Raw genomic sequence first — 16,266 nt, forward strand, 5'->3', positions numbered from 1 at the left:
TAGCGAGCTTAATAGCGATAGGTATCCGGCTTGTAAGGGCCAGCGACTGGCACACCGAGATACTTCGACTGCTCCTCAGTCAAAACGGTCAGTTTGGCGCCCAGCTTATCGAGATGCAGGCGGGCCACTTTCTCGTCCAGTTGCTTCGGCAGCACATAGACCTTGTTTTCGTAATTCTCGCCATTCTGGAACAGCTCGATCTGCGCCATCACTTGGTTGGTGAAGGAGTTTGACATGACGAAGCTCGGGTGACCGGTAGCACAGCCGAGGTTGAGGAGACGCCCTTCAGCCAGCACGATAACCCCGTGTCCGTCTTCAAACTCCCAGCGGTCAACCTGCGGCTTGATGTTCTGCCGCTCTACGTCGCCAGCCTTCTCCATCGCTGCCATCTCGATCTCGTTGTCAAAATGGCCGATGTTGCCGACGATGGCGTTGTTCTTCATCTGGCGCATATGCTCCAGAGTGATGACGTTCTTGTTGCCGGTGGTGGTAACGTAGAGATCGGCAAAATCAAGGACATCCTCGACCCGCTTCACCTCATACCCCTCCATCAGCGCCTGCAGCGCGCAAATTGGGTCGATTTCGGTGACAATGACTCGCGCGCCCTGCCCACTCAGGGATTGACAGCAGCCCTTGCCGACGTCGCCGTAACCACAGACCACGGCGACCTTGCCGGAAAGCATCACATCGGTTGCGCGCATGATGCCATCGACCAGCGAATGACGACAGCCGTAGACATTGTCGAACTTGCTCTTGGTGACCGCATCGTTAACGTTCATCGCCGGGAACAGAAGCTCACCCTGTTCCTCCATCTGGTAGAGACGATGCACTCCGGTAGTGGTCTCCTCGGTCACCCCCTTAATCGAAGTGGCGGTCTTGATCCACTTCTGGGCATCGGCGATGATCGACTTCTCAAGCTGGTTAACCAGCTCGCGCCAGTCCTCCGGGTCATCCTCGGTGACATTCGGCACTGCATCCACCGACCATTCGTTACCCTTAAGAACAAACAGGGTCGCGTCACCACCGTCATCAAGAATCATGTTGGGAAATTCGCCGTCCGGCCAGGTAAGCATCTGCTCGGTACACCACCAATATTCTTCCAGAGTCTCCCCCTTCCAAGCAAACACCGGAATCCCTTGCGGGTTATCAGCAGTTCCTTCCGGACCAACGGCGACCGCAGCCGCAGCATGATCCTGCGTGGAAAAGATATTACAGGAACACCAACGCACCTTGGCCCCCAGATCGACCAAGGTCTCGATCAAGACCGCCGTCTGGATAGTCATGTGCAGCGAACCGGAAATCCGCGCCCCCTCAAGTGGCTTCTGCCCTGCATATTCTTCGCGCAACGCCATCAGCCCCGGCATCTCCTCCTGGGCCAGAATAATTTCTTTGCGGCCCCATTCGGCCAGGGAAAGATCTTTGACTTTAAAGTCCTGATTTTCCATCTTTGTACACTCTCCTAATTTAGATGACGCTTCAGTGCGTCTCTTTTATCGCTGTTAGAATAACGACCGGCCATTCGTCGGTGCGTCCACCAATGATTTCTGTAACTACCTGTTCGAATCCGGCTTCACTACACCAGACTGACAAGTCTTGTACAGTAAAACCGAGCCATTGATCAGCCAATTCGTCTCGAACCCACTCCTTATCGTGACGTTGCAAATCACAGAGCAGCAGTCGTCCACCAGAGTGCAGAACCCGCGCCAGCTCCCTGATCACTGCAGCCGGGTCGGAGGCATGATGCAGGACCATATTGAGCAAAACAACATCGACCGAATCGCTCTCCTGCGGCAACGCCTCCATCTGTCCAAGCTTCAACTCAATATGACTAAAAACAGCGGTTGCCTCGCGCGCAGCCTCTAGCATCGATGGCGAGTGATCAACACCGACCAGCCGTTCGGCCCTATCGGCAACCGCCGCCATCAGGCTTCCGGTACCAACACCGACTTCAAGCAGCTTAACGCAATCTGGAATCAGGACAAGCAATTGCGACAAATAATCGGCAGTCGGCAACAGGTCACGAGCCATCTGGTCCCATTGCCGGGCATGTCGGTCAAAAAATTCACGACTGCGCTGTCGACGTGCCGAAAGGATTTTAACCAGCGCGGTGCGATCCCGAGCATATTCCGCCAAACCGCTCCAGCGCTTCTCGAGATGCGGCAGCAAATCCAGGAAAAGGCCGTTGGTCGGCTGCAGCTGATAGTAGGCCCAAGTTCCCTCACGCTTGACCTGCACCACACCGGCATCGAGCAGGACCTTCAGGTGCCGTGAGATACGTGACTGCCCCATCTGCAGAATATCAACCAGTTCCTGAACAGTAAATTCGCCCAGTTGCAAGATGGCGAGCAACCGCAAACGAGTCTGATCTGCAAGAGCTTTGAATAGGAACAGCATATATATCCGAGAAAAAGGATTACAAATATCAATTTTTCTTGATATACCAGATGAGCAGCATTACGTCAAGGCGGGACAAAGACGAGAAGAGTTTATTCCTGCCTACCAGGAATACTAAGCAGGTTTAGTTTGACAGGATAACTACTGAGACAACGACACGCCAACATGCGTCGATCACCTTGGTAGGGTCACGACAACCCGAGTACCTTCCCCGTAATGGCTGTCAATGTTTATTGAGCCGCCATGAACATCAACGATGTATCTGACGATACTCAAACCGAGCCCAGCCCCGCGCACCCCCGAATCGACAGGATCGGCTCGGTAGAAGCGATCGAAAGCCCGTTCGACCTGCTCAGATGTCATACCAACCCCCTGATCCGCAATGGTCAATTGGAGGCCGTCCGAAACTTCAGCTAAATCAATGTTGATAATCCCCCCTTGTGGAGAGTACTTGATCGCATTACTGATCAAGTTTTCCAAAACCTGCAGCATCCGATTCCTATCCACCCGAATCGGTGCCACCGGCTCTGTCACCTGATAGGTAAGCTGATGGCGACCAACGCCATGCAGTTGAGCATCTGAGACGGCAGCGGCAACCAACCGATCAAACTCAACCAGTTCAAGGTTCAGTTCCAGAGGACGCCCCTCCTCTATGCGTGAAATATCCAACAAGTCATCAACGATCAGCGCCAAACCATTCGCTTTTTCGTTGATGATAGTTAGAAATTCCAGCTCTTCATCTGGGTTGAAAGAACGATTTTCGAGCAACAGCTCAGAGTAGCCGAGTATCATGGTTAAGGGGGTCCGCAACTCATGAGCGGCAATGGTCACAAACTCGCTCTTCATCCGCTCTACATTGCGAACCTTGGTTACATCCTGTAAAAAAATCACCATCCCCTTGGTGTCGCCCTCGCTGGAGAGCAGTTGTGATGCGCGCACTGCAAGAACCTGGGGTCCCTCCCCCTGCTGGCGATTCAGGAGCAAGTCAAATTCAGTCACTGCCCCGGTCACCAGTGTACTCTTGATAACAGATACGTTCTCATGCAGAGCAGGCAGATCAATCAGATCTTCCAGACGGACTCCTGATTGCCAATTATTTACCCTGAATAATTCGATTGCAACGGGGTTCAGGTGAAGAACCCGATTCCGGTTGTCGATGACAATCAGGGCATCAGCGACGGAAGAGAGAATCGCGTCGATCTTGTCATGCTCTTCGGAAACCTTTCTCAACGCATCCCGAAGTGCTATTTCAGCCGCCTCGCGTTCTTCAATCTCAGCTGAAAGTTTACTATTGGCGGATTGCAGCTCACTGGTCCGCAACGCAACTCTGTTTTCCAGAGATTCATTAACAGCCTTCAGAGCCCCTTCCGCTTCCCGCAATGCCAGAAAATTCCTCTTCGCCCGACCGAGGCCAATCAGCATCAGCAACAAAAATGTTGCCGCAAAGGTCAACAGCATCAGCCCGGCTTTCGAATTAAGTACCTTCAACTGTTGCTGCTCATCCGTGATGTCATAATAGACTTCAACCGCCCCATGAAAACTTTTCTGCACCATGATTGGCACATAGGTCTCGACAACATCCATCGAAATCGGGACTCCATCGGCAGTCAGGTGATCTTTTTGCACCACCTTGGAATAGAGCTGCCCCCTAGCGACCTGTTGCACAAAGTAGGGCTTCTCATTGACATCGCCGATTTCATCTTCCTGGGTCGAAAAAACGATGCGGCCACTCGCGCTGAAAATCCGCAATTTCAGCAGCAGTTCCTCTTCTTTCAAGGAGTTGATTTCGGAAGTAATCTGACTACCGATAGAATCGTGCTCCAGATCGACCCCTTCTAATTGTTTATTGACCACCAGAAAGCGGACAAAGCGAACCGCCTCCCATTCGGTCCGGCTAATCAACAGATCCTTATACGCAGGATAGGTGTAAAAATAATCGTAGAGAGGAAAGCCAACGACCAAGACAATCGTCAGAAGAAGCAAGTTGCGGAGAAAGCTGATTTTGAGCATCGGCACACCACTGAGAGGATAATCAGAGCAGAAAAAGTGCCTGAAGCACCATAAATCATTCGTTCCTGGCAGCCCTTCAGCCCCATGAACTGATGTTAGATAGTTAAAATATCAAGCGGCTGCTGTCAATCAAAATCACAGCCAAATACTTAACAATATTGCCTTCTTGCTGCTACTCCATTCCCAAATATGGGCTCAACAGCTAAAAAGTCACATTCAATATTCCAACAGAACTTTTTTCATTCGCCAACATCAGGCATCTTTGCTACGCAAAAAGAAATCGGTCACTTCAAACCAGAAACGCAGCATCAGGGTTGCCGCCAACCGGCCGAGAGGATTGTCAGTAAACAGCTCGTAAAGCGGCTCGAAGATCCGTGTCAGCAGCGTCGACCCTTGGCCAACGACAACACCACGATTAAAAGCGAGGCGAGCATCCAGAGCAAATGTAAGTTGCCAGCCATGTCGCCGAACATAACTCCCGCTTTGCCACCAGATCCGCCAAGCTGCACGATACCCCATGCACGAAAACAGATTTCGAATCAGCCGAAAGAATGGCCTTAGCTGGAGCTGTTCGGTCTCCGCCTGCTGGCGATATATATCTCTCGACTCGGCAAAAAACTGTTCCCAGCCGATATCCCGAAAACACATGATCAACGCACCGAGCAACTGCCGCTGCCACAGTCCTTCGATCTCAAATCTGCGTGCCGAAGTGCTGATTTCCATTGGTAACAGACGCCACTGCCCTATCTCTCTTACGCGTTCGGCAAAATCGGTATCTTCCATCACACGCATGGTTTCATTGAATCCGTTAAGCTGCTCAAACAGATTACGCTGTAGGACAAAACCCTGATCACCGTGAATGGTTTCCGGGCGCCCGAGCCGCGCCTTCCATGCATAATAATAGTACCCGAAGGCAGGCTGCTCGTCGCAGCGTCTGAAACGGAGCGCGAAGTGCCCTGCCAGATTGCTGCTTCCTGCCTGTTGCATCAGATCAAGCGCGTTACGTAACGCCAACGGATCAGAGAAGCGGCTATCGACATGTAGGAACAACAGCCAATCGGCATTGGCTTGCCTGACACCATGATTCAACTGCCGGGCACGCCCCCGCTCACTCTGCAGTACCGCGAACGGAACTTCCAACTGCAGTTGCTGCAACCATTCTAGACCGCCGTCAACCGAACCGCCATCGACAAACAACAACTCAAAAAATACCTGCTGCTGCCGCTGCAAATCAGCTAGGAAATCGGGCAATTCTGCAGATTCATTGAGGATAGGAACAACGATGCTCAGCTCGGGCTGTTTCATGTCGACAGTATTCACTTTAAAAAGGAAAAAACGGCTTTAATTCACCGGGGCCTGTGCTATAAGTAATGCCTGTTTTTTAACCTGTCCGTTCTGGGTTATGCAAATCAGGACGATAACCTGTTAACCATGACATATCAAGGGGTGGAACATGAGCGAAATTATTGACATCTATGCCCGCGAGATTCTCGACTCCCGCGGCAACCCGACCGTCGAAGTTGAAGTGGCGTTGGAAACCGGCGTGATCGGCCGTGCTGCTGTGCCGAGCGGTGCTTCGACCGGTGAGCGCGAAGCGTTGGAACTGCGCGACGGCGACAAGAGCCGATACCTGGGCAAAGGCGTCCTCAAAGCTGTTGAGCACGTCAACGAAGTGATCGCCGCCGAACTGATCGGCTGGGAAGCTTCGGACCAAATCGGCATCGACAAAAAGCTGCTCGCTCTGGATGGCACCGATTTTAAATCGAAACTCGGCGCCAATGCCCTGCTCGGAGTTTCCATGGCCTGCGCCAAGGCGGCTGCGGAAGATGCCGGTCTGCCTCTCTATCAGTATATCGGCGGCTCCAACGCCAAGGAATTGCCGCTGCCAATGATGAACATCCTCAACGGCGGAGAACACGCCGACAATAATGTTGACATTCAGGAATTCATGATCATGCCAGCCGGCGCAGACAGCTTCAAAGAAGCTCTGCGGATGGGGGCAGAGATCTTCCATGCGCTTAAAAAAGTCCTCAAGGAAAAGGGTTACAACACCGCCGTTGGCGACGAAGGTGGCTTTGCACCGAACCTTTCGAGCAACGAGGAGGCACTTGAAGTGATCATGGAAGCGATCAAGGCTGCTGGCTACATACCCGGAGAAGAGGTGCTGCTGGCCCTCGACGTGGCTGCCTCCGAAATCTACAAAGAAGGCAAGTACAACTTCGCCAACGAAGGACAGGCACTCAAAACCGCTGCCGAGACTGTTGCCTTCTACGAGGATTTGGTCGATCGCTATCCAATCATCTCGATCGAAGACGGCTTAGCCGAGAACGACTGGGATGGCTGGAAACTAATGACCGAAAAGCTTGGCGACAGAATCCAGATCGTCGGGGACGACCTGTTCGTCACCAACACCAAGATCCTCAAAGAAGGGATCGAGAAAGGGATAGCCAACGCCATCCTGATCAAGGTCAACCAGATCGGTACCCTTACCGAAACCCTCGAAGCGATCGAGATGGCCAAGCGTGCCGGTTATACCGCCGTCGTCTCCCACCGCTCAGGAGAAACCGAGGACACCACCATCGCCGATCTGGCGGTTGCAACCAACGCCGGCCAGATTAAAACCGGTTCGCTTTGCCGAACCGACCGTATCTGCAAATACAACCAGTTGCTTCGAATCGAGGATGAACTGGATGACACTGCTGTATTCGGCGGCAAGGAAGTCTTCTACAACCTGCATTAAGACTTGTCCAGTCTATTGAACCGATAAAAAATAATCCCCGGACATTGCCATGACCGGGGATTATTTTTTATTCAATACTTGCCGGGGTCGCGAACTAGTAGAAACAAGTTTCCATGTTGTATCCTGAAAAAATAGTTCAAGAGAAGCTGGCTGACCACCATCATTGGCGCCAGAAGATTCATTACATCCTGAAACTTGAAACTCTCAATGTCACTGAGCCGTCATTGAGCCAGTCGTTTTGCCTCAAGATATGTTCAACGAATTCCTTGGATCGCTTGAAAGCGGGGGCCGGGTCTGCGGAAAGGGAAAGAAGATGAGTGAACTGCTTAATGACTACACTTGCTGCTTTTCTCAACAGGATCACATATTTTCTGGCCCGTCGAATCAACAACCCATAAGGTAAATGTCGCTTCCTTGCTGAAACCATCACTTTCACCACTCTCGATCTTGATACCCTGTATGGCCAGGGCATTGGCAGCGCAAAAAGATAGCCGGGAGTCTCTTTTGAAATAATGGGCAAGCCGGTCACAAATTCCTAGTTGTTATTGTCATACTGATATTTATCGGTAATATCTGCTGCTGAGGTAGCAAGCTATCCTTAATGGCAAACCTCAATCTATTAATGATCTTTTCCCGCCCCGAATTAATATCGTCATCTACCAGTTTGACCAAAGCACGTAGATCATTTTCTAAATCCTGCAAAAGAGCCTCGCTGTTTATACGATTTCGGGGCAAGGTAACCGTAAAAATGGCAACTATTTTTTTTTGTTTCCATTTTTCGGCGATTATAAGGGATACCTAGCAAAATCTTCTGCAGATAGGGAGTGAGGGATATTGCAAATGCGTCCTTGCCGAATATAGACACGACTGGTTATCAAAAGGCCTATAATAAGAGACAGCAGACTTGGCCGGTAACATATGAAAATGACAGCTTTTACCTGCAAAGGCCACCTTAAAGACGATAGCATCGGATACATTCCACACCCTCAAGATTGGCACTGAAGTCCCCTGCAAAGGGTTCCCAGTCAATTGTAGCTGCCCTTTGCACACGTTCACTATTAATACAGAAATCGATAGGATATTCATTTTCAGAGGGGTAAAACACTTAACAATAGAGACCCACTAATTGACAGATTGTAAAAAAACTCCTCCAGCTGCCAATTAAAAATCTTTACTCATAAAATCTCAAGCGTTTGATATTATAAAAGTAATCTTTAAATCTTGAAAAACTTACGACCCTAAAATTTTCTAGGATGGTCACAACAACTATTGTCAAACTTACTTATGCAAATCGAGAAGAAGGACATAAAAAAGGGCCTGAATTTTATCGCAGGCCCCTTTTACCCTTTCAATAATCAATCTACCGGGAAAAGCAGGTAACTACTGCCTTTCCTTTCCCGCTTCAACTTTTCACTGTCAGCCATTTCTTTGAGCAGCACCTGTAGTTGTTTTTTTCCGACATCAGCAAAGCTCTCATAAATTTCAGACTGTTTCATGCCGGGCAAATTTTTTACCGCAGCAAGAATTTCATCCTCAAGGCTGAATGATTCATCATCAACCGGTTCCGCCTTGCTTGTCATTTTCTCAACTTCCGGCGTCACGATCGGAGGATCGGCCGCCTCTTCCTTTGTTTGTTCAGGTTCAGCCACGGGTTCCTGCGCTGCCTCTTTCACTGGTTCTGCTACAGGAGAAGCCGCTGTTTCCGCTTCCTGCTCAGCACGAATCTCCTGCTCGATCGCCATCATTTTCTGATAAAAATAGAACCCAGCCCCCGCCAGCAACAACAATGCAATGAACCAGAACATTTACACCTCCTCAGACGTTTCTTGGTTATCGGCATGGAACCAGCGGTCGAACCAGGTTCGATGGTCCTTTTCCGCCAGTATCTTAAGATCGTTCGGTCCAAGCCAGACACCTCCGCAACCGGGACAGCGGTCAAGGGGAACATCCCGAAAGGTCATCGGCTCAATCTTTTCTCCGCACTTCGGACAACGCCCTTTGGCACAGTTTCTTGCCAAGGTTTCCTCGGCATCGTGCTTCATATTATCGATTATTTCCTGTTCCTTCTTGTGGAAATATTCGTTTTCCAATGCTTTTTTCCGTTCATCCCAGGCGTTTGTCATAACAGCCTCCTTGGTTAGTGGTTGGCTACACTTAAATTATAACCAAGACTGCCTGTCGAGCAATAGAGGTACCACAAAAAGCTCAGTTCTAACAATAAGTTCTCAACCGATACTGGCCAAATCCGTAGGCGGCTCCTTTTCCGACATTGAACAAACTGCCAAGCCGCAAGATCCAAAGGATCTCCTCGAGGCCTTCCGCCGTGAGGCATATCCTCCCCATCAAACCACCCAGGTCCTGTGACTTTTCCGGCCCATGCAAAGTCCGCCAGTCATGCCATTGCAAACTGTTTTCTGCCTCGCGCGCAGCATCGGCAATCGCTTGCCAAAAACGTGGTTCTTTGATGATTTCCACATCGGCATGACTGGTCAACAGTGCTGAAACCCTGCGCAAAAGAAACGGAAACAGCTCCTTGAAATCGGCGCGGAAAAGTGGCTTCCCTTTTTTCAGCAGGCGCATCGGACTAACAATCTCCAGAGCGAGCCATTCCTCAACAGCTGGCTGTCTCTCCAGCCACCAATGCAGCTCGCTAACCGGTGGTGTGATCGACACTTTGCACCCTTCACTCCAGAGCATCGCACGCACACCGCTGGCATCCTCCGATTCCACACCCTCGAGTTGGAAGCGCCCGCTACCGTAATAAAGTCCCTGCTGACCCAGCATCTCCCACAAAGAGACAAAAGCGTTAACCGCCTGTACCGCCTGCCCAACGAACAAAACCGGCAGAACAATCCTTTGCTGCGCTTCAATATGGCCGCAGATATCTAAATTGGGTTGCAGCACAAAGGCTGGGGCGGGCTTTTGGGCGATCCGACGCACCTGAGGGTCTTGTGAAACCGGCGGCTGAAGAAGGTTTTTTAATAGTGCAATATCCTCACCGCCCCAACCTTCGAGGGTTTTCAGCGCCTGAAGTAGCTCGCGCCGCAACTGCAGCAATGCTGCTTGCGGCAAATCAAACGTATCTTTCAGCTGCAGATGAAAATATAATTTGACGTATTCGACCTGCTGAAGTTCTTCAGGGATCGGGGCAAGATAGGACATGACAGCTCCGATGACGTTGCACCACAAGCAAGTTTCTGTTATAGGTTAGCGCCTTGTATCCTAAAGCAAGCTGAAAGGGAGAACAACTGAATGTTTCAGTTCACACTGCTCAAGGAAGACCCGAAAAGCCGCGCCCGCCGCGGACGACTGGATACCCCGCACGGCATCATCGAAACACCGATCTTCATGCCGGTCGGTACGCACGGCGCCTTAAAAGCAATGACTCCGGCCCAGGTCGAGGAGACAGAGGCCCAAATCATCCTCTCCAACACCTACCACCTGCACCTGAAACCGGGGGAAGGCTTGGTGAAAAAAGCAGGCGGGCTGCATAAATTCATGAACTGGAACAAGCCGATTCTGACCGACAGTGGCGGTTTTCAGGTCTTTTCCTTGCCGAAAAAAAGGATCGGCGAAGACGGTGTTCACTTCCGTCACGAGTTTACTGGCGAGGAGATCTTCCTCGGCCCAAAGGAGGCGATGCAAATCGAGAACGATCTCGGCGCAGATATTATCATGGTCTTCGACGAGTGTATTCCCTACCCGGCTACACACGATTACTCGGCCAAATCGATCAAGAAGACCCTGCGCTGGGCTGAACAATGCTTAAAGCATCACAACCGCGAAGACCAGGCGCTGTTCGGAATCGTCCAGGGGAGCGTTTATGAAGATCTGCGCCGCGAGTGCGCAACAGAGCTGACGGCGATGGACTTTCCCGGTTACGCAATAGGCGGCGTCAGCGTCGGGGAAGGGTTGGAACTGCTGAAGAAGGTCGTCGATTTCACCGAGCCACACATGCCGAAACACAAACCGCGCTACCTGATGGGCGTCGGTCTGCCGGAGGATATCCTCGAATCGATCGAACGCGGTATGGACATGTTCGACTGCGTCATCCCGACCCGTTATGCGCGCAGCGCCACCCTGTTCACCAGACGGGGCAAGATCCGCCTGACCAACAAGAATTTCCGCCGGGACTTCTACCCGGTCGATCCTTCCTGCGACTGCTATTGCTGTCGTAACTTCACTCGCGCCTATCTACACCATTTGTACAACTCCAACGAGATTCTCTCTGCAACGCTGGCGGCGATCCACAACGTGCGTTTTTACCTGAACATGGTCGCCGATGCACGGGCTGCGATCGAAGTGGGTGAGTATCCGGTGTTTAAAAACGAATTCCTGGCGGAGTACTGTTCCGGCAATCAACCGCAAAAAAAGAAGAAGAAATAAGAAAAGGGGCCGTTATCCGACCCCTTTCCCGTTCGCAACCATCCGGCAACCGTTAAGGTGCGTACTCTATTTTCGATTTCTGCTCGGTTCCACATTCTTTACAGTTAAAAACCCGCGTGTCGTGCCACCAGGGTTCTGCCCCCCAATAGTTTTCGTTGGCTATACAATTGACATGCTCGACAGCATTAAAGTTTTTGACCTCGTTACATTCCTGACAATAAAGCCAGAGCTTGCCGTCGGCACCCGCCTGCAGGAACTCTCCCGGATTTGACATCCCTAAACCTTTCTACTTACTTGAAATATTCGCGGTTTTCCCTTCGGCTCGCAACCGCTTGACAGCGCGACCGGCGATTCCCCAACTGTTAGTTTCGACCTCTTTGATCAAAACATGGGTCGAAGCCGGGTTTTTGTCGAGTACCTTGACCATCAGATCGGTAATTCCCTCGATCAATTGCGCTTTCTGCTCGTTGGTTGCACCTTTAGTGATATTAATCTGGACATAAGGCATGCTCATTCTCCTTTAAATTCATGGAATTTATACAATTACTCATTATCGCCATGCGGCGGCGGCAATGCAACCTGTATCGCAGAATTATTCTTCAACTGGGCAAGAAGCTGCCGCAAACTCGTATAGGTTTCATCGCTCATAGACTGATCACGATAGATTGCCCCTCCGTAAAGCTCGGCAAATTCTTGACAGCGGGGGTCATTGCTGCACTTCGCCAACTGAAAGAGCCCCAGGTCGGCCGGCAAATCACCGACACCAGCTGCCTGTGCCAGGAAAGACCGATAGCTGCACAGCAACCTTTCGTGACGCGACTTCTTTCGCGCCCAGAACCACCACCCCGCCAGCGGTAGCAGAATCGGTAGTCCCCACAAAAGGGAAAGCAAAGAGCGCGATTCGAATTTTTTCAGTGCACGGACCTTACCCACCATATCTCGCATCAGGCTGAACTGCTGACGCAAATCATAGTTCAGCACCAAACGGCTCCAATTGTGCTGAATGGCATCGGTTAGCGCTTTGAACGACACGATACTGAGTCCGCTTCTCGCGACCAGCGCATCATCGGCGTTAATGGCCAGTCGGCTCGGATCGATCCGCCGCCAAATCCCATTATCATCGAGCGCCTCGACCCAGACATGCGCAGCATCTTCACCAACCAAATAATAGCCACCCAACCGGTTATACTCCCCCCCCAAGTAACCGCCGACCAAACGGGACGGCACCCCGGCCAAACGCAGCAATACAGCATAGGAAGAGGCGAAATATTCGCAATACCCACGATGACTTTCGAACAGGAAAGTTTCCACCGGATGTTCTGTTTTCGGCAACTGGGAGGTCGAGTAGCTGAGTTGTTGCTGGAGAAAAAACTGATCAAGAAGGTCCAGTTTTTCACTGTAGGTTTTTCCCCGCCTGACGCCATCGGCAACATCATGCAGCCGCCCGCTGAAACGCTCCGGCAAAGCGAGGTATTCAACCACCGCTCCCACCTGTTTGCTACGGGCTGAAGATTGCGACTGAACCCTGTAGCTGAGTTCTCTTGACGCGTCACGAACTCTGGAAACCCCATCCGGAGCGTTTTGGTGCCGAACCTGATTGATGTAGAGAGACCGATCAAGAGTCACCAGGTAGCGATCCGCTTTCGGTTCTGAGTAGATGACCAGGTCGATTCTTTCCTTCGTATCGGCCAACAGTTTTTCATTGGCAATTACCGGATCACGCTTCCAGACCTTGCCCTCCACTCGATTCAATACAACTCCTCGCCAATAGAGGACTTCGGCAGGCAGTTCCCGGACCTCAGCGCGAAAAGCGATCTGCGTGCTATGAGCCAGCTCGGCCACCGAACCGGGTTGCACTTGGTCAGTCATGCCGACCATTGCCGATGGTTTGGGGTTGAGGAAGTTCCACAACGGTGTTTGCGTGCGCGGCAGAATTACGAACAGAACCAACATCAATGCCAGTGAACCTGCCGGAAGCAAAGCCATCGTTTTCAGCAGCACCAGCCATTGGCCGCGGCCGAAGCGGATCTGTGGATCGGTGACGTAGAAACTGAGCAGCACCAGACCACTGGTCACCAGCAGGATGAGCAGAATCAGGTAGAAAAGATACGCCAGATCGAGAGTCAGCATCGACGAGGCGGCAAGAATGATGGTCGCCAGCAGAAATAGTTGCAGCAGGTGACGAGCCGACTTATCACTCGCCAAACGCACGCTCAGCAACAGACACAGCAGACTGATCAACGGAGTGGCGAGATTGGCGATGGTCGCCTGCGAGATGAACAGCAGGAAAAAACCGATCGAAAGCACCGTCGCCAGGCGGTTGCTGAGCAAATAGCGACCGCAACGATCGCCACTGATGCCAAGGACAAAACCGAGGCCGATCAGCACCAGCACCCAGGTGTCAAGGAAGGGAATCAGTGACAGAACCCCGATCAGCGCCGACAGGTAGCCGAGTAGCTGCAATATCCGTTCAACGCCGACCATAGAGAGCCAATTCAGTGAGGAGTTTTAACCGCTGATTCCTGCCCCCAGCGGGCGGTATCAGCAGGTCGGTCATCTGCAAACCTACAGCCTGCTGTTGCGAGATCAACCGATTGATCAGAAAGGCACACTGTCCCAGACGCTGTTCGAGCGGCCCGGTAAAATCCTCCAGGTTCAGCAGTAATGATGGTGCGCCGAGCCGCGTCTGTCGCTTAACGATGTATTCATTTTGGCGTGCGGAAAGCTTCCAGTGGATCGATTTCAGCGGATCACTCGGCCGGTAACTGTCAACACTCCGCAGCTCGCCATCGATCCCCGGTTGTGGCATTTCCCGGCGGCGAGACTGCTGGCTGGCTGTTCCGCCGCTGGGTAGCTCAGCGGCAAGCGGCTTCGGGAAAACCAGCAGTTGCTGCTCAATAAAAATACAGCGGGAACGAACAAAAAAGTTGATCGGAAAACAGGAGCGGACCCAAATCTCCGGCAATGGTTGATACCCGCGCTCTGACAACGTCAGCGACAATGGCTGCCGCTGGCAGTGCCTGCTGGGTAACAAGGGGAAAAGAGTTGCCCCGCTACCGATTTCTACGCTGATCAGAAAAGCAGGCAACCAACGCCGCCGATTTTCCAGTTCGAGCTCAACCCGTCCCGAAAGGTTGGCAAACAGATCATCTAAAGGAATAACTTTGACCGCCAGGCGCTGGAGGTTCTGCTGCCCGAGCAGTCCGGAAATCGCCATAAATCCAAGCAGCGCCGACACCATCAAGTAAAGCAGGTTGTTGCCGGTATTTACCGCCGCAAAGCCGAGCAGCAGAGTTACGGCGATGTAAACAACGCCGGCTCTGGTCAGTTTCAGGCCATAGGTACGGGAATTTCTGCGAGCAGCGATTTGAACACCTCTTCTTTACGCACGGTTTGAAACTCGGGCCGCAAGATCAAACGATGGGCAGTCACCGGTACGGCAATCCGCTGCACATCTTCGGGAACCACATAATCACGCCCTTCCAGATACGCCTCGACCCGCGCTGCGGACGCTAGGCTGAGACCACCTCGGGTTGAAATGCCGGAAAAGACCTGCGGGTGAGAACGACTGCTCTCGATTAAAGCGTGGATATACTCAGTCACAAGATCGCCGAGTTGAATATTGTCGCGGATAAAGCACTTGGTTTCGAGAATCTTGTCCCGCGCCAACAACGGCTTGATCGTTGCCAGATCGTCACGCACGCTGCCGCGCTGAATAATCTGTTTTTCCAGCTCCGGCGGTGGATAACCGATACCAGTGGTAATCAGAAAACGATCGAGTTGCGATTCCGGCAGAGGGAAGGTGCCGACCTGTTCAGCCGGGTTCTGCGTGGCTATCACCAGAAAGGGTTCCGGCAACTCGTAGGTCACCCCCTCCACCGTGACCCGCCGTTCTTCCATCGCCTCAAGCATGGCACTTTGGGTTTTCGGCATCGCCCGGTTGACCTCGTCAACCAACACCAGATTGTTGAAGACCGGCCCCTTGATGAAGTGAAACTGGTTGTTCTGACGATCGAAAATCGATAGACCGGTAATATCGGAAGGCAATAGATCACTGGTACACTGAATACGTCCGAAATCGAGGTCGAGAATCCCAGAGAGAGCCAGTGCGAGGCTGGTTTTTCCCAATCCGGGGATATCTTCCAGCAGAATATGCCCACCGGAAAGCAGACTGACGATCGCCAATCGAATTGCCCGGACTTTTCCCTGCAGATATTTGCCGGATAGGGTTTCGATAACGTCGAGTATTTGCTTGCGTTGATAGAATTCCATCGGAGTCTCCACTGAAGTCACTTGCAAGCGATTATAAATGATCGTTGCGTGGATATTCTAGCGGTGCACAAAAAAAGGCTCCGCAGTTTCCTACGGAGCCTTGTATCGCTAAACTGTCAAGCGATTTTAGAGCTTAGCAACGTTGCTAGCCTGAGGGCCCTTCTGGCCATCAACAACGTCGAAGCTGACGCGTTGGCCTTCAGCCAGGGATTTGAATCCATCACCGCTGATCGCTGAGAAGTGGACGAAAACGTCAGGACCATTGTCCTGCTCGATGAAGCCAAAACCCTTAGAATCGTTGAACCACTTGACGGTACCTTCTGCCATCTTCTTTTCTCCTTACTTGCTCCCACCATGGGATTGTGTTGTGGCGCAGACTTTCTGCAACCCATCTAAAAAACCGCCCAGTCCTTATGGTCTGTGCGGCTTCTTTTCTGACTTGTCAGTATAAAATCTACACAAAC

Annotated in this window: 15 protein-coding genes; 2 read left to right on the forward strand and 13 right to left on the reverse strand. The window is 51.7% G+C overall.

Features of this window, described 5'->3' with window-relative positions:
- Nucleotides 1-8: 8 nt before the first annotated feature.
- The 4 genes from ahcY to Q7J88_RS02135 form a co-directional block, all read right to left on the reverse strand.
- Nucleotides 9-1,445, reverse strand: coding sequence for an adenosylhomocysteinase (gene ahcY / locus Q7J88_RS02120; RefSeq protein WP_303720501.1), 1,437 nt, complete (start codon nucleotides 1,443-1,445; stop codon nucleotides 9-11).
- A gap of 31 nt (nucleotides 1,446-1,476) precedes the next feature.
- The gene (locus Q7J88_RS02125) at nucleotides 1,477-2,394 is read right to left on the reverse strand and encodes a metalloregulator ArsR/SmtB family transcription factor (RefSeq protein WP_303720502.1); all 918 of its coding nucleotides are present in this window, start codon (nucleotides 2,392-2,394) and stop codon (nucleotides 1,477-1,479) included.
- 174 nt (nucleotides 2,395-2,568) lie between these two features.
- Nucleotides 2,569-4,404 carry a cell wall metabolism sensor histidine kinase WalK gene (locus tag Q7J88_RS02130; protein WP_303720503.1) on the reverse strand — a complete coding sequence of 612 codons (1,836 nt, stop codon included), beginning with the start codon at nucleotides 4,402-4,404 and terminating at the stop codon, nucleotides 2,569-2,571.
- A 252-nt stretch (nucleotides 4,405-4,656) separates the two neighbouring features.
- Entirely contained in the window at nucleotides 4,657-5,709 is a 1,053-nt protein-coding gene (locus Q7J88_RS02135) for a TIGR04283 family arsenosugar biosynthesis glycosyltransferase (protein WP_303720504.1), read from the reverse strand.
- Nucleotides 5,710-5,857: 148 nt separating this feature from the next.
- Here Q7J88_RS02135 and eno point away from each other — a divergent pair, with 148 nt between their 5' ends.
- Nucleotides 5,858-7,144, forward strand: coding sequence for a phosphopyruvate hydratase (gene eno / locus Q7J88_RS02140; protein WP_303720505.1), 1,287 nt, complete (start codon nucleotides 5,858-5,860; stop codon nucleotides 7,142-7,144).
- 1,355 nt (nucleotides 7,145-8,499) lie between these two features.
- Here eno and Q7J88_RS02145 read toward each other — a convergent pair.
- From Q7J88_RS02145 to cas6, 3 genes are all read right to left on the reverse strand, one after another.
- Nucleotides 8,500-8,949: a hypothetical protein gene (locus Q7J88_RS02145; protein ID WP_303720506.1), complete on the reverse strand. Its 450-nt coding sequence runs from the start codon at nucleotides 8,947-8,949 to the stop codon at nucleotides 8,500-8,502.
- Nucleotides 8,950-9,267, reverse strand: coding sequence for a zf-TFIIB domain-containing protein (locus tag Q7J88_RS02150; RefSeq protein WP_303720507.1), 318 nt, complete (start codon nucleotides 9,265-9,267; stop codon nucleotides 8,950-8,952). It abuts the gene before it with no gap.
- Between the two features lie 88 nt (nucleotides 9,268-9,355).
- Nucleotides 9,356-10,306 carry a CRISPR system precrRNA processing endoribonuclease RAMP protein Cas6 gene (gene cas6 / locus Q7J88_RS02155; RefSeq protein ID WP_303720508.1) on the reverse strand — a complete coding sequence of 317 codons (951 nt, stop codon included), beginning with the start codon at nucleotides 10,304-10,306 and terminating at the stop codon, nucleotides 9,356-9,358.
- 90 nt (nucleotides 10,307-10,396) lie between these two features.
- Between cas6 and tgt the strand changes: the two genes are divergently transcribed.
- On the forward strand, nucleotides 10,397-11,530 hold the full coding sequence (gene tgt, locus Q7J88_RS02160) for a tRNA guanosine(34) transglycosylase Tgt (protein WP_303720509.1): 1,134 nt from the start codon (nucleotides 10,397-10,399) through the stop codon (nucleotides 11,528-11,530).
- A 52-nt stretch (nucleotides 11,531-11,582) separates the two neighbouring features.
- Here tgt and Q7J88_RS02165 read toward each other — a convergent pair whose 3' ends face one another.
- The 6 genes from Q7J88_RS02165 to Q7J88_RS02190 all read right to left on the reverse strand — a co-directional run bounded on the left by Q7J88_RS02165 (nucleotide 11,583) and on the right by Q7J88_RS02190 (nucleotide 16,129).
- Nucleotides 11,583-11,804 carry a hypothetical protein gene (locus tag Q7J88_RS02165; protein ID WP_303720510.1) on the reverse strand — a complete coding sequence of 74 codons (222 nt, stop codon included), beginning with the start codon at nucleotides 11,802-11,804 and terminating at the stop codon, nucleotides 11,583-11,585.
- A 12-nt stretch (nucleotides 11,805-11,816) separates the two neighbouring features.
- Nucleotides 11,817-12,038, reverse strand: a complete 222-nt coding sequence (locus tag Q7J88_RS02170; protein ID WP_303720511.1) for a 4-oxalocrotonate tautomerase family protein — start codon at nucleotides 12,036-12,038, stop codon at nucleotides 11,817-11,819.
- Nucleotides 12,039-12,073: 35 nt separating this feature from the next.
- Complete coding sequence (locus Q7J88_RS02175; RefSeq protein WP_303720512.1) at nucleotides 12,074-14,014, reverse strand: transglutaminaseTgpA domain-containing protein; 1,941 nt, start codon at nucleotides 14,012-14,014, stop codon at nucleotides 12,074-12,076.
- On the reverse strand, nucleotides 14,001-14,747 hold the full coding sequence (locus Q7J88_RS02180; RefSeq protein WP_303720513.1) for a DUF58 domain-containing protein: 747 nt from the start codon (nucleotides 14,745-14,747) through the stop codon (nucleotides 14,001-14,003). The genes Q7J88_RS02175 and Q7J88_RS02180 overlap by 14 nt, the downstream gene beginning before the upstream one ends.
- Before the next feature lie 113 nt (nucleotides 14,748-14,860).
- Nucleotides 14,861-15,802, reverse strand: coding sequence for a MoxR family ATPase (locus tag Q7J88_RS02185; RefSeq protein ID WP_303720514.1), 942 nt, complete (start codon nucleotides 15,800-15,802; stop codon nucleotides 14,861-14,863).
- Nucleotides 15,803-15,928: 126 nt separating this feature from the next.
- The gene (locus Q7J88_RS02190) at nucleotides 15,929-16,129 is read right to left on the reverse strand and encodes a cold-shock protein (RefSeq protein WP_303720515.1); all 201 of its coding nucleotides are present in this window, start codon (nucleotides 16,127-16,129) and stop codon (nucleotides 15,929-15,931) included.
- Between the last annotated feature and the right edge of the window lie 137 nt (nucleotides 16,130-16,266).

Source organism: Malonomonas rubra, from assembly GCF_003247215.1.
Classification (GTDB): Bacteria; Desulfobacterota; Desulfuromonadia; order Desulfuromonadales; family Geopsychrobacteraceae; genus Malonomonas; species Malonomonas rubra_A.

Excerpts from the sequence above, each read along its gene's own strand:
- ahcY (WP_303720501.1), bottom strand. The coding sequence starts at position 1,445 with ATGGAAAATCAGGACTTTAAAGTCAAAGATCTTTCCCTGGCCGAATGG.
- Q7J88_RS02125 (WP_303720502.1), bottom strand. The coding sequence starts at position 2,394 with ATGCTGTTCCTATTCAAAGCTCTTGCAGATCAGACTCGTTTGCGGTTG.
- Q7J88_RS02130 (WP_303720503.1), bottom strand. The coding sequence starts at position 4,404 with ATGCTCAAAATCAGCTTTCTCCGCAACTTGCTTCTTCTGACGATTGTC.
- Q7J88_RS02135 (WP_303720504.1), bottom strand. The coding sequence starts at position 5,709 with ATGAAACAGCCCGAGCTGAGCATCGTTGTTCCTATCCTCAATGAATCT.
- eno (WP_303720505.1), top strand. The coding sequence starts at position 5,858 with ATGAGCGAAATTATTGACATCTATGCCCGCGAGATTCTCGACTCCCGC.
- Q7J88_RS02145 (WP_303720506.1), bottom strand. The coding sequence starts at position 8,949 with ATGTTCTGGTTCATTGCATTGTTGTTGCTGGCGGGGGCTGGGTTCTAT.
- Q7J88_RS02150 (WP_303720507.1), bottom strand. The coding sequence starts at position 9,267 with ATGACAAACGCCTGGGATGAACGGAAAAAAGCATTGGAAAACGAATAT.
- cas6 (WP_303720508.1), bottom strand. The coding sequence starts at position 10,306 with ATGTCCTATCTTGCCCCGATCCCTGAAGAACTTCAGCAGGTCGAATAC.
- tgt (WP_303720509.1), top strand. The coding sequence starts at position 10,397 with ATGTTTCAGTTCACACTGCTCAAGGAAGACCCGAAAAGCCGCGCCCGC.
- Q7J88_RS02165 (WP_303720510.1), bottom strand. The coding sequence starts at position 11,804 with ATGTCAAATCCGGGAGAGTTCCTGCAGGCGGGTGCCGACGGCAAGCTC.
- Q7J88_RS02170 (WP_303720511.1), bottom strand. The coding sequence starts at position 12,038 with ATGCCTTATGTCCAGATTAATATCACTAAAGGTGCAACCAACGAGCAG.
- Q7J88_RS02175 (WP_303720512.1), bottom strand. The coding sequence starts at position 14,014 with ATGGTCGGCGTTGAACGGATATTGCAGCTACTCGGCTACCTGTCGGCG.
- Q7J88_RS02180 (WP_303720513.1), bottom strand. The coding sequence starts at position 14,747 with ATGGCGATTTCCGGACTGCTCGGGCAGCAGAACCTCCAGCGCCTGGCG.
- Q7J88_RS02185 (WP_303720514.1), bottom strand. The coding sequence starts at position 15,802 with ATGGAATTCTATCAACGCAAGCAAATACTCGACGTTATCGAAACCCTA.
- Q7J88_RS02190 (WP_303720515.1), bottom strand. The coding sequence starts at position 16,129 with ATGGCAGAAGGTACCGTCAAGTGGTTCAACGATTCTAAGGGTTTTGGC.